Here is a 12108-nt window from a genome sequence, read left to right as displayed (position 1 = left end):
GGCCTGGAGCTCCGTCGCGTCGGTGCCATAGGCGGCGGTGCGCGGCGCCTGGCCGGTCTCGCGCACCGCCAGCGCCACCAGCGGGTGCTCCTCCGGCAGTTCCGGCGCGCCAGGATCGGCCTGCATCTCCAGTGCCAGCCCGGCACGCTCCGCGGCCGCGCGCACCGCCGCCACGACCGGCGCCGGATCGATGCTGCGGGAATAGCGGAACTTGATGCGCGCCGTGGCACGGGGGACGGTGACGTTCACCGCCGTGCCGTGGTTGTCGATCAGCAGGTTGAAGTCGGAAAAGGGCGGGTCGTAGGCCGGGTCCTGCAACGCCGGATCGCTTCGCAGCCGGGCGAAGACCTCCCGCATCTCCGCCAGGAAGGGGATCAGCGCCCAGTTCGCGTTCACTCCCCGGGCGCCGGAGGAATGCGCCTGGATGCCCGTGGCGGTCGCGGTGAACATGACATTGGCGCGGTGGCCGCGCACGGGAACCAGGCTGGTCGGCTCCGCCACCACGATGCCGCGCGGCGCCGCGCGCCGGGCCAGTTCCGAACGCTGCGCCACGAGGCGGGCGCCCTGCTTGGTGGTTTCCTCGTCAGTGGTCAGCAGCAGGGTCACGGGGATGCCGGCGGGCAGGCCGCGCGCCGCGACCACGATGGCGGCCACCGGACCCTTCATGTCGGCGGCGCCCAGGCCGTGCAGGATGCCCGCCTCGTCCACCCGGCCCGACCAGGGGTCCTCCGTCCAGCCGGTTTCCGGCACCGTGTCCATATGGCCCGACAGGGCGAGGCCGCCGCCGGACAGCGGGCCGCGATGGGCCACCAGGACGCGCTTGGCCACGCCGGCGGCATCCGCATAGTCCAGCCGCTCGATCTCGAAGCCACGCAGCTCGGCCTCCAGCCGCTCGGCGACGGGCAGGTTGGAGAGGCTGGAGCGGCTGTCGATCCGCACCAGGTCGCGGGCCAGGACAGCCACGGCATCGGCCTCGGTCATGCTCTTCTCCTGCTGCTTCCGTGCCCCTTGTCTCGCGCCCGGTCCGGCGCATGGCAAGGCCCCTTGCCGGGAGGCGGGAGCCGCGCGAGGCTCCGCGCCCCATGAGCAACACAGCCTATCTCGACCCCCGCTCCGGCCAGCGCTGGCCGCTGGAACTGCCGCGCTGGTGCGGCGACGGCGGACAGCCGCTCTTCCTCACCGACCTGCCCGGCATCGGCCGCGACGACATCGCGCGCGGCGAGCGTTCGGTCTGGCGCTATGCCGCGGCGCTGCCCTTCGCCCCTCCCGCCCCGATTTCGCTGGGCGAGGGTTGCACGCCGCTGCTGGAGCGCCGCCTCGGCGCCGGTACGGCCCTGGTGAAGTGCGAATGGTTCATGCCCACCAGCTCCTTCAAGGACCGTGGCGCCTCGGTGATGCTTTCGCTGCTGCGGGAACAGGGGATCGGCGCGGTGCTGGAGGACTCCTCCGGCAATGGCGGCGCGGCCATCGCCACCTATGCGGCGGCGGGCGGGATGCGGGCGCGCATCCTGGTGCCGGAATCGACCTCGCCCGCCAAGACGGTGCAGTCTCGCGCCGCCGGGGCCGAGATCCAGCTCGTGCCCGGCACGCGGCAGGACTGCGCCGACGAGGCGCTGCGCCAGGGGCGGGAGCGCGAGTCCGGCACCTTCTACGCCTCGCACAACTGGCATCCCTTCTTCCTGCACGGCACCAAGACCCTGGCCTATGAGCTCTGGGAGGATCTCGGCTTCCGAGCGCCGGACAATATCGTGATCCCCTGCGGCGCCGGCTCCAACGTGCTGGGCTGCTGGATCGGCTTCGCGGAGCTGCTGCGGGCCGGGCAGATCGCGCGGATGCCGCGCCTCTTCGCCGTGCAGCCGGCGAATTGCGCGCCCATCGCCCGCGCCGCGCTCGGCGCCCCGCCGGCTGAGCCGCGCCCGACCATCGCCGAGGGCACCGCCATTGCCGCGCCGATCCGCCTGCCGGAGGTCGTCCAGGCCTTGCGCGAAACGCATGGCGGCGCTGTCATTCTGGAGGAAGAGGAGATCGCCCGGGCCACGCTCGAACTGGCGGGGCGGGGCCTCTATGCCGAGCCGACCAGCGCGCAGGCGGCGGCAGGCTTCGGCCGGTTGCTGCGGGAAGGGCGCATCGGCGCGGCGCAGAGCACGGTGCTGCTGCTGACCGGCACGGGGGTGAAGGCCACGCCGCGGATCGCGGAACTGCTTGGGCTCACCGTCTGACGAACAAGATGGACACGAGGTAACCGGGGAGAAAGGAAACACCCGGCAGTCCTCTATATATCAGTGGGCGTCAGCAGCCCGGTCGCTTCTCCGGAGGCCGTTCTTCGTTCCGGCCGGGACGGACTCTCGGAGATATGTCGCCCATGCTCAGGCGCTGGTTGTCCCTTCTCTACGTCCAGGTCCTCGTCGCCATCGTCCTCGGCGTTCTGGTCGGCGCCCTCTGGCCGGAGACCGGCGCGGCGATGAAGCCGCTGGGCGACGGCTTCGTGAAGCTGATCAAGCTGGTCATCGCCCCTGTGGTCTTCTGCACCGTGGTGCACGGCATCGCCTCGGTGAACGATGCGCGCTCGGTGGGCCGCGTCGGCATCAAGGCGCTGTTCTACTTCGAGGTGATCTCGACCTTCGCCCTGGTGATCGGCCTCTTCGTGGCCAAGGTCTTCGGCACCGGCAGCGGCTTCAACATCGACCCGTCGCAGCTCAACGCCAGCGCCATCCAGGCCTATGCCCAGCAGGCGGCCAAGGACAGCGTCGCGGCGCATCTGATGGCGATCATCCCCGACACCTTCATCGGCGCCTTCGCCAATGGCGACCTGCTGCAGGTGCTGCTGCTGGCGGTACTGACCGGCTTTGCCATCAATGCCCTGCCGGAGCGTTTCCGCGCGCCCACCGCGGCGGCGATCGACGGCATGGCGCGGGTCTTCTTCGGCATCGTCGCGATCGTGGTGAAGGTGGCGCCGATCGGTGCCTTCGGCGCCATGGCCTTCACCATCGGCGCCTATGGCATCCGCTCCCTGCTGCAACTGGGCGAGCTGGTGGGGACCTTCTACATCACCTCGGCGCTCTTCGTGCTGGTGGTGCTGGGCTTCGTCGGCTGGCTCTGCGGCTTCTCGATCCTGCGCTTCGTCAACTACATCCGCGAGGAGCTGCTGATCGTGCTCGGCACTTCCAGCAGCGAGAGCGTGCTGCCGCAGATCATGCGCAAGATGGAGGCGCTGGGCTGCTCGCCCAAGGTGGTCGGCATCACCGTGCCGCTCGGCTATTCCTTCAACCTCGACGGCACCAACATCTACATGACGCTGGCCACGATGTTCCTGGCCAATGCCACCAACACCCATCTGAGCTGGGGGCAGGAACTGACCATCCTGCTGGTGGCGATGCTGACCTCCAAGGGCGCCTCGGGCGTGACCGGGGCGGGCTTCATCACCCTGGCGGCCACGCTGTCGGTCATCCCGGACATCCCCATCCAGGCCCTGGCCGTGCTGGTCGGCATCGACAAGTTCATGAGCGAGGTCCGCGCCCTGACCAATCTCGTCGGCAACGGCGTGGCCTGCGTGGCGATCAGCCGCTGGGAGGGCGAGCTGGACCCGGTTCGGCTGCGCGAGGCCCTGCACGGCATTCCCGTCGCCGGGATCGGTACGGAGGAACGCGGGACCCTGCCGCTGCCGGACCGCGACGGAGTGCGCCGCCCGGCGGAGTGAGGGCAGGGCCTGCATGCCGCCCCGGCCGGGCGCCGGGCCTCCGGAGCATTCCGGCGGCCCTTCGCGCTTTCTTCCGCAAAACTGATCCGGACCGGGGAAATCCCATGTCCCGCCGCATTGTGTCCGGAAACGCAGTCCCGCCACCCTTGTTTAGCTATTCTCCGGTGAGAAGGGTTCTCGGGACCCGCTCGGAAAAGGAATGGAATGGCGCAGGACACCAAGGAAAGGGCCCGCTTCTACCGGGAAACGCTGCAGGCGTCCCGCGAAGGCGGTGTCCGGTTCGCCCAGGAAATCCTTTCGGATATGGACCGGGGGGAGATGACGAAGGTCCTCGCCCGGGCCACGGCCGGGGTCCGGGAACATCTGGCCGGGGCCCTGGGCTGCACGCCGCCCGAGGTCGTGGACTGCGCCGACGCCTTCACCGAGGCGGCCGTGGTGGAATGGACGCGCATCCGGGCCGCCATGGGAAGCATGCGGAGCGGGATGGCCTGAAGCCCGGAAGGGTGGCAGGTCCGCTCCGGCAACGGCCGTTTCCCGGCCTTACCTTCTCCATTCCGGCGCGAGGACTTCCATGACCATCACCGTGGCGCAGGCGGATTACGGCGACCCGGTCCAGGCCGGCGCGATCGCCCGGCTGATGCGGGAATACGCCCTCGACCCGATGGGCGGCGGCAAGCCCCTGCCGGACGGCGTCGCGGAGGGCCTGGCCGCGGAACTGGCCCGGCGGCCCCAGGCCCTGACCCTGCTGGCCCATGCGGAGGGCGAGGCGGCGGGGCTGCTGAACGCCTTCGAGGGCTTCTCCACCTTCGCCGGGCGGCCCCTGCTGAACCTGCACGACGTGGTGGTGTCCCGCCGCTTCCGGGGGCGGGGGATCGGCCGGATGCTGCTGGCCGAGGCCGAGCGGATCGCGCGGGAACGGGGCTGCTGCAAGATCACGCTGGAGGTGCTGGAAGGGAACCGGGTGGCCCGCGCCGCCTATGAAAAGGCGGGTTTCGGCGCCTATGTGCTCGACCCCGCCGCCGGCCGGGCGCTGTTCTGGCAGAAGCCCCTATAGGCGCCGGCGGTCCGGCGCCGCCCCATCACTCGGCCGCCACCACGCCGACCTCGCGGCGCGCCTCGCCCCGCCCGCCGCCGGCGCAGAGCAGCGACAGTCCCAGCAGCAGCGCCACCAGCGGCAGCACCAGCACGGCATAGCCGGCATCCAGCAGCATGCCCACCGGCACGGGGATCAGGGCGCTGCCCAGCGGCAGGCCGGAGGAGATGAAGCCGAAGACCTTGCCGATCTGCCCGGGCGGCGAGGCCTCCTTCACCATCACGTCGCGCGGGGTGCGGGAAGCGCCGAGCGCCGTACCGGCCGCCACCACGATGATGGGCTGCAGGATGTCCGGCAGCGGCAGGGCGCCGAGCAGGAGCAGCAGCGCCATGGAAAGCAGCGTCAGCCCCACCACGAAGACCAGGTGCCGCCGCGACCGGTCGGCATACCACCCGCCCAGCAGCACCCCGGCCGAATTGCCGATCATGTAGCCGGTCAGCGCCCAGGACGCGACCTCCAGCGGCGTGCCCCAGATCTGGCCCAGCACCGGGATCAGGAAGGACTGGATGCCGGAGCTGGCCATGGAGGACAGCAGGAAGAAGGCGAAGAAAAGCAGCATCGGCCGCGACAGCAGCAGGTTGCCGCCCGCGCCGGCATTCGTGGCGGTGCGGGCGGTGCGGGGCTTCGCCTGGTCCGCCAGGATGCGGGACTGCCAGAGGATCGCCGCCACCACCGGCACGCCCAGCAGCCCGACCAGCGCCAGCGTGGCGCGCCAGCCCATCAGGTCCGACAGGGTCAGCACCACGACCGGCGCCAGGGCGAAGCCGAGATTGCCGGTGAAGGTGTGGAGCGAGAAGGCGCGGCCCATGCGGTGGCCGCTGACGCTGCCGGCCAGGATGGCGTAGTCGGCCGGATGGATCACGCTGTTGCCGATGCCCGACAGCAGCGCCAGCAGCAGCACCGCCCAGAAGCCCGGGGCGAGGCCCATGGCGGAGATCGAGAGCGCCATCAGCAGCGTGCCGCCGACCAGGAAGGGGCGTGCGCCGTGCCGGTCCACCAGGAAGCCGACCGGCGTCTGCAACGCGGCGGTCACGCCGCTCATCAGTGCCAGCGCCAGGCCGAGCGTGGCATAGGAGACGCCGAACTCATCGCGCCACAGCGGAAACAGCGGCGCGAGGCAGAGCATGTAGAAATGCGACAGGAAATGCCCGGTGCAGATCAGCCCGATCGCAGGCCAGTCCCTGGAGCCACGGTCGGGGGAGGCATGGTCGGGGAAGGCGGGGGCGGTGCGTTCCCCGGGCGGGGCTTCCGGATCGGCGGACATGTCGCGCGCAGGCTGCGCCGCGGCCGGGCAGCAGTCAACTCGGCACCGTATCGTCCACGCCTTCGGGGCTGCCGCCCGGGGCGCCGGCGCCTTCCCCGGTCAGCGAGCGCCAGCGTTCGATCGGCAGGGGGCGGCCGATCAGCCAGCCCTGGATCTCCTCGCAGCCCTCGGCGCGCAGGGCGCGGGCCTGCTCCTCCGTCTCCACCCCCTCGGCGGTGACGGGCAGGCCGAGGCTGCGGGCCAGGGCCAGCGTGCCGCGCACGATGGCGGCGGAGGTCGCGTCCTCGGCCATGGTGGCGATGAAGCCGCGGTCCAGCTTCAGCCGGCCGAAGGGGAAGGCGCGCAGCGTCATCAGCGAGGAATAGCCGGTGCCGAAATCGTCCAGGGTGATCCCCACCCCCATGCCGCGCAGCGCGCTCAGCGTGGCCTGCACCTGCCCGACATCGCGCAGCAGCAGGCCTTCGGTGACCTCCAGCTCCAGCCGCTCCGGCGGCAGGCCGGAACTGCGCAGCGCGCGGTGGACGACGGCCACCAGATCCCCCTGCTGTACCTGTACCGGAGAGACGTTGACCGCGAGGCGGAGCGGGCGGCCCCAGCACGCCGCCTCGGCGCAGGCGGTCCGCAGCACCCATTCGCCGATCTCCAGGATGGTGCCGGAGCGTTCGGCGGAGGGGATGAAGACATCCGGGGACAGCAGGCCACGCTCGGGGTGGCGCCAGCGCAGAAGGGCCTCGAAGCCGACGATCCGGGGCAGGGACTCCGCGTCCACGGTTGCCCCAGAAGCCTCCCCAAGGGTTTCGCCAGGAGCTGCCCGGGGCGGATCGAGCGCCGCCTGCGGCTGCCAGGCGAGCTCCAGCTGCCCCTGCGGCACGGCCTGCCGCAGGTCCTGCTCCAGCGAGCGCGCGTCGCGGATCTCGCGGTCCATCTCGAAGGAGAAGCTGGACCAGCCGTTCCGCCCGGCGAGCTTGGTGCGGTAGAGGGCGGTGTCGGCACATTCCAGCAGCCCGCTGGCATCCGCCGCGTCGGTTGGGAAAAGGGCGAGCCCCGCCGAGGCGGAAACGATGCCCTCCCGCCCATCGCCCAGGTCGTAGCTGCGGCGCAGCAGGGTGATCAGCCGCGTGGCGAGGCGCTGGATCGTCTCGGCGGCGCGGGCGGCATCCTCCGGCAGGCCGGACTGCACCACCACGAACTCGTCCCCGCCCAGCCGCGCCACCAGGTCCCCGGGGCGCGCGGCGGCCTGGATGCGCTCGGCCACCTGCAGCAGCAGCTGGTCCCCCGCCCGGTGCCCCCAGCGGTCGTTGATGCTCTTGAACCCATCGAGGTCCAGGTACAGCACCCCGACCCGCTGCCCCGTTTCGCGCGCCGCGCCGAGGCTTTCCTCCAGATGCTTCTGCAGGCGCCAGCGGTTGGCGAGGCCGGTCAGGGAGTCCTTTTCCGCCAGCCGGCGGACCTGCTCCTCGGCTTCCCGCTCCCGCGTGATGTCCTGCAGCACGCCGCGGATGGCCGCTGGGCGGCCCTGCGCGTCGCGCTGCAGGCGGAACTCGATCCAGCACCAGGCGGTGGTGCCGTCGGCGCGACGGATGCGCCTTTCGCTGCGCAGGTTGCGCTCCGGTTCCGCCAGAAGGCGGCGCCAGACATGCCGCACGTCCTTGTGGCCCTCGGGGTCGAGGTGGTCGAGGATCCAGGAGAGCGGGCGCATGGGCTGCCGGGGATCGGTGCGGAACAGCCGGTGGACGCCCTCGCTCCAGGTGACGCGGCGGGTCGCGAGATCGAGCGAGAACTCCCCGATCTGCGCCACGGCATGGGCGAGGCGGAGATCCTGCTCCGCCTCCATGAGCCGGTGCACCGTGGCGGCGCGCGCCCGGCCATGCCGCCGCAGGGCCAGGGTGATGCCGGTCATGGCCACGGCCAGCGCCACCAGGGCGGCCAGGCAGGCCAGGCTGATCTCCCGCCAGCGGCGCATCGTCTCCGCCGCGGAAAGGCTGACGGTGACATGGGCCGTGAAAGGCGGCACCGGGCTGGTGGCTGTCAGCCAGTCCTGCCCGCTCCAGCTCGCCAGCCCGGTGGCGGGGGTGTCACGCGTGCCGGTGATCCGGCTCAGCAGATCGGGACTGCCACGCTGTGCCAGCACGGTCTGGATCGGGCCCTGCTGCTGCAGACGGACGGCGGAGGGTTGCAGGGCCAGCAGCCCATCAAAGGATTCCAGCAGCGCCGTGGCCTGCAGGATCATTCCTACCCCGTACTGTCCGGCGCCGGAAGGCGGGCGCAGCAGCGCGAGGAAACGAGGTGGCCGGTCCTGCGGCAGGGTGATGAGCCGGGACGGCGTTCCTGGCGAGGCCAGGGCGGGCGGGACGGTGGGTGAGGGCACGGACAAGGCACCGAGGGCCCCTTCCAGTTCCGGGTTCTCGAAGGTGGACGCGATCACCGTGCCCTGCCGGTCCCGCAGGAAGACCCCCACTTCCCCCGGCAGCATCTGGCAGCACCCTATCATCCGGCGAAGCGCCGCATCGTCCGGCAACGGGCCGTGGGGCGGCAGGTCGGATTGCAGGAGGGACAGGGCATTGTCCGCACTCCGCAGCACCTGCTGGACCTGCCCGGCCATGCCCTGCGCGATGACCCTGGCTTCGGCCCGCAGGCTGTCCAGCAACAGGTCCCGCACCGTGCTGATCCCGATGCAGGCGCCCACCAGCATGACGAGGGACGCGACCAGGGCCACCCAGGGCATGGCCTCCACGACCAGACCGCCGGGGGCCGGGCCCGCCAACGCCTGCGCGCCACCCGCCACAGGCAGGAACCCGGCCCCGTCGCGCAGGACAGGGCCGGGTCTGGCAGTTTCATGGGGTGGCTGGGACGGTATGGACCGGATTTCCTCTCGCGTCCTGGCGGGAGGCCCGTGCCCCGCACCGTCCCAGGATATCAGAAGCCCGGGACGTCAGGCCACCGGGACATCAGACCTCGTCATCATAACTGCCTGTATCGCTTGTATCATAGCCGGAGGCGTCATCCTGCCCCCAACCGGCATCTTGTGACGATGCCGCATCATTTTGGCTCCAGCCCGTGTCCTGGGCGCCATAGGCATCGTTCTGCCCGGCCGGGTCCGTCCAGGGAGAGGAAGCCGGGGTGGCCACCGCATCCTGGCCGAAGGCGCCGCCCGTGGCATCGTCCACCACGCTCGCCGCATGCGCCTCGTGGCCCGAGAACATGTTCATCAGCGCATTGCCGAGGACCATGCCGCCCGCCACGCCCGCCGCCGTGGTCAGTGCGGTGCCGAGGAAGCCCGAGCCGCTACGGCCCGGCTGCAGCATCTGCTGCGGCGCATAGCCGTTCGGCATGGCCATGGGCTGCGGCGGCGGCGACATCGGCCGCGCCGGCACCGGCTGGCGCTGGCCGCCGCCGAACATGCCGCCGAACAGCCCGCCCCGATTGCCACCCTGGGCCTGCGCCGCCTCCACCTGCTGGCGTGCGTTGTCGAGCTCCCATTCCAGCTGCTGGATGCGGTTCTGCGCCTGTACCAGAGCGGCCTCCTGCACAAAGGCCGTCTGGGTGATTCGGTAGCGCGCCTCGGGATAGCGGGCGAAAAGGTCCTGGATCAGCCGGTCCGCCTCGGGGTCCACGGGCGGAAGGCTGGAGGGTGCCCGGGTCGAGGGCACGCTGCCGCCCCACGGGCTGGCCGGGCGCGCCGCCTGGGCCTCGGCCCCCGAAACGCGCGTGACGTAGTCCGTGATGATGCGACGCTCTTCCTCGGTCATCGTTCCATATGCTCCGATCTGCCGCCACGGGGCGCATGCGCCCGCCGATGCAGAGAACGCGGAGTTGGACCAGAACGCGGCGGCTTTCAATCCAATTCTAACAAGAAGTTAACGTTTGATACGAATACGGCGGCTTTTTCATCCGCTGGCCATCTCCGCCGCCATCTTCACCCCTGGACGCCGGTTCACTCCGGGGCTGGACCGGAGATCCGGGGCGGAAGGCCCAGCCGGCCCCATTCGATCGCCGGGCAGCGGTCCATGACGCAAACCACTCCGGCCGCGCGCGCCCGCTCCGCCGCAGCCTGGTCCACGACCCCGAGCTGCAGCCAGACCGCCGGGGCGCCGAGCCGGATCGCCTCGTCCACCACCGCCCCGGCATCCTCCGAGCGCCGGAAGACATCCACGAGGTCGAGCGGCGCGGCCTCCTCCAGGCCCGCCACGGCGGCCACGCCATGCAGCGTCCGGCCCGCCAGGGCGGGATTGACCGGCACCGCGTCGTAGCCCCGGTCGAGCAGAAAGCGGAACACGCCGTTCGACGGCCGCCCTGGCCGGTCCGAAGCGCCCACCACCGCGATGCGGCGCGTGCGCAACAAGAGGTCGCGCACCGCCTCGTCGCTCATCCCGTCCAGGCCCATTCGCCTTTCCTCCACCTTCGTTTCGCCATACCGGCCCGCTAGGAATGGGCCAGTATGGAGGTGAACATGCGACGCGCGAACGGGTTCACCCCGCGACCGGCTTCCCGGGGAACTTCCCCGGGGACTGCCCCGGGATGGGGCCTGCCGGCCGTCCTGCTGCTCGGGCTGCTGGCCACGCTGCTGGCCTGGTGGTGGCCGAACCGGGCGCAGCTCGGCGACCTGCCGATGCCGGCGGAGCGGCTGAACAGCGTCTCCTTCGCCCCCTTCCGCACCGGGGACAGCCCGCTGCGCGGCATCTTCCCCAGCGCGACGGAGGTCGAGGAGGACATGCGCCTGATCGCTCCGCGCGTCCGGGGCATCCGCACCTATGCCAGCATCGAGGGCGACTACGACGTGGCCGCCATCGCCGCGCGCAACGGGCTGAAGCTCTGGCAGGGCGCCTGGCTGAGCGGCACGCTGGCGAACAACGAGCGCGAGGTGGCGCGGCTGATCGAGAGCGCCAACCGCCATCCGGAGACGGTGGAGCGCGTGGTCGTCGGCAACGAGGTGCTGCTGCGCCGCGACCTGCCGCCCGCCGCGCTGATCGGCTACCTCGACCGCGTGCGGGCCGCTGTGCGGCAGCCCGTGACCTATGCCGATGTCTGGGAGTTCTGGCAGCAGTTCCCGGAGGTGGCGAGGCATGTGGACATCGTCACCATCCACATCCTGCCCTATTGGGAGGACGAGCCGCTCGATGTCGAGGCGGCGATCGCCCATACCCGCGACATCGTCCATCGCATGCGGGCGCTCTTTCCCGGCAAGCCCATCGCCATCGGCGAGGTCGGCTGGCCCAGCGCCGGCCGCTGGCGCGAGGGGGCGGTGCCCTCCACAGTGAGCCAGGCGCGCTTCCTGCGGGAGTTCGCGGCGCTGAGCCGGGAGGAGGGCTTCGACTACAACGTCATCGAGGCCTTCGACCAGGTCTGGAAGTACAAGAGCGAGGGCACGGTCGGCGCCGCCTGGGGCCTCTGGACCGCCGACCGGCAGCCGAAATTCGCCCTCTCCGGCCCGGTGCGGGAGAACGCGCTCTGGGGCTGGTATGCCGGGGCGGCGGCGCTGCTGGGCCTCGGCCTCCTCGCCGCCACCGCCCGCGCCTTTCCCGCCGCGCCGCGCGCACCGCTGGCGCTGCTGGCCCTGGCGCTGGGCAACGCGCTGGCCTTCGCCTGGTGCGGCGGCGTGCCCTATGCCTTCGACGAGCACCTGATGCTGGCGGTCACGGCGAACCTCGCCGGGCAGGCGCTGCTGGCGGCGCTGCTGCTGCGCCGGGCGGGGCAGGTCCTGTCCGGCCTGCCGGTGGAGATGCCGCGCACCGGCGCCCAGGCGACGGCCTCGGTCCGGGCGCTGCTGCGCGGGCGGCTGCGCTGGCGGGACTGGCGCGGCTTCGCCTTCGACGACCTGTCCTTCGTCTTCCTCTGGACAGCGATGGTCCTCCAGCTCCTGCTGCTCTTCGATCCGCGCTACCGCGACTTCCCGTTCCCCACCTTCGCCGTGCCGCTGGTCGCGGTCGTCGCCCGGGCGCTGCTGCGCGACCTGCCCCTGCGCGGCGGCGGCTGGGCGGAGGCCTGGGCGGGCGGCACCCTGGCCCTGGCGGCGCTGGCCAGCGCGTGGCGCGAGGGGCCGGAGAACCTCCAGGC

The 12108-nt window shown here is 71.6% G+C and carries 10 protein-coding genes; 5 read left to right on the top strand and 5 right to left on the bottom strand.

Going from position 1 to position 12108, the window contains the following annotated elements; genetic code table 11:
* Positions 1-981 (bottom strand): M20/M25/M40 family metallo-hydrolase (locus ROTAS13_RS11035; RefSeq protein ID WP_075822350.1); only part of this gene is annotated, 981 nt, incomplete at its 3' end.
* Positions 982-1082: 101 nt separating this feature from the next.
* Here ROTAS13_RS11035 and ROTAS13_RS11030 point away from each other — a divergent pair.
* From ROTAS13_RS11030 to ROTAS13_RS11015, 4 genes are all read left to right on the top strand, one after another.
* Complete coding sequence (locus ROTAS13_RS11030; protein WP_075822349.1) at positions 1083-2219, top strand: pyridoxal-phosphate dependent enzyme; 1137 nt, start codon at positions 1083-1085, stop codon at positions 2217-2219.
* Between the two features lie 134 nt (positions 2220-2353).
* Positions 2354-3697: a C4-dicarboxylate transporter DctA gene (dctA, locus tag ROTAS13_RS11025; protein WP_019462309.1), complete on the top strand. Its 1344-nt coding sequence runs from the start codon at positions 2354-2356 to the stop codon at positions 3695-3697.
* Between the two features lie 204 nt (positions 3698-3901).
* Entirely contained in the window at positions 3902-4189 is a 288-nt protein-coding gene (locus ROTAS13_RS11020) for a hypothetical protein (RefSeq protein WP_019462308.1), read from the top strand.
* A 79-nt stretch (positions 4190-4268) separates the two neighbouring features.
* Positions 4269-4751, top strand: a complete 483-nt coding sequence (locus tag ROTAS13_RS11015) for a GNAT family N-acetyltransferase (RefSeq protein WP_075822348.1) — start codon at positions 4269-4271, stop codon at positions 4749-4751.
* Positions 4752-4776: 25 nt separating this feature from the next.
* On the opposite strand, the gene ROTAS13_RS11010 is transcribed toward ROTAS13_RS11015, so the two are convergent.
* The 4 genes from ROTAS13_RS11010 to ROTAS13_RS10995 all read right to left on the bottom strand — a co-directional run bounded on the left by ROTAS13_RS11010 (position 4777) and on the right by ROTAS13_RS10995 (position 10438).
* Positions 4777-6054 carry an MFS transporter gene (locus tag ROTAS13_RS11010; protein ID WP_075822347.1) on the bottom strand — a complete coding sequence of 426 codons (1278 nt, stop codon included), beginning with the start codon at positions 6052-6054 and terminating at the stop codon, positions 4777-4779.
* 34 nt (positions 6055-6088) lie between these two features.
* Entirely contained in the window at positions 6089-8818 is a 2730-nt protein-coding gene (locus ROTAS13_RS11005) for a bifunctional diguanylate cyclase/phosphodiesterase (protein ID WP_171979077.1), read from the bottom strand.
* Between the two features lie 184 nt (positions 8819-9002).
* Positions 9003-9803, bottom strand: coding sequence for a DUF2076 domain-containing protein (locus ROTAS13_RS11000; protein ID WP_075822345.1), 801 nt, complete (start codon positions 9801-9803; stop codon positions 9003-9005).
* A 185-nt stretch (positions 9804-9988) separates the two neighbouring features.
* A complete protein-coding gene (locus ROTAS13_RS10995) occupies positions 9989-10438 on the bottom strand; it encodes a CoA-binding protein (protein WP_019462303.1) in 450 nt (149 codons plus the stop codon).
* Between the two features lie 66 nt (positions 10439-10504).
* Here ROTAS13_RS10995 and ROTAS13_RS10990 point away from each other — a divergent pair.
* Positions 10505-12108: glycoside hydrolase (locus ROTAS13_RS10990; protein ID WP_139323319.1), on the top strand; the 1604-nt coding region annotated here is incomplete at its 3' end.

Source organism: Roseomonas sp. TAS13 (assembly GCF_001950415.1).
GTDB classification, from domain to species: domain Bacteria; phylum Pseudomonadota; class Alphaproteobacteria; order Acetobacterales; family Acetobacteraceae; genus Roseomonas; species Roseomonas mucosa.
Note: the sequence above shows the minus strand (reverse complement) of the source record. Positions and strands in the feature narration are given on the sequence as shown.

What these genes read in the sequence shown, in the direction of transcription:
- dctA (WP_019462309.1), top strand. Translation starts at nt 2,354, where the DNA reads ATGTCGCCCATGCTCAGGCGCTGGTTGTCCCTTCTCTACGTCCAGGTC.
- ROTAS13_RS11030 (WP_075822349.1), top strand. Translation starts at nt 1,083, where the DNA reads ATGAGCAACACAGCCTATCTCGACCCCCGCTCCGGCCAGCGCTGGCCG.
- ROTAS13_RS11000 (WP_075822345.1), bottom strand. Translation starts at nt 9,803, where the DNA reads ATGACCGAGGAAGAGCGTCGCATCATCACGGACTACGTCACGCGCGTT.
- ROTAS13_RS10995 (WP_019462303.1), bottom strand. Translation starts at nt 10,438, where the DNA reads ATGGGCCTGGACGGGATGAGCGACGAGGCGGTGCGCGACCTCTTGTTG.
- ROTAS13_RS11010 (WP_075822347.1), bottom strand. Translation starts at nt 6,054, where the DNA reads ATGTCCGCCGATCCGGAAGCCCCGCCCGGGGAACGCACCGCCCCCGCC.
- ROTAS13_RS11015 (WP_075822348.1), top strand. Translation starts at nt 4,269, where the DNA reads ATGACCATCACCGTGGCGCAGGCGGATTACGGCGACCCGGTCCAGGCC.
- ROTAS13_RS11020 (WP_019462308.1), top strand. Translation starts at nt 3,902, where the DNA reads ATGGCGCAGGACACCAAGGAAAGGGCCCGCTTCTACCGGGAAACGCTG.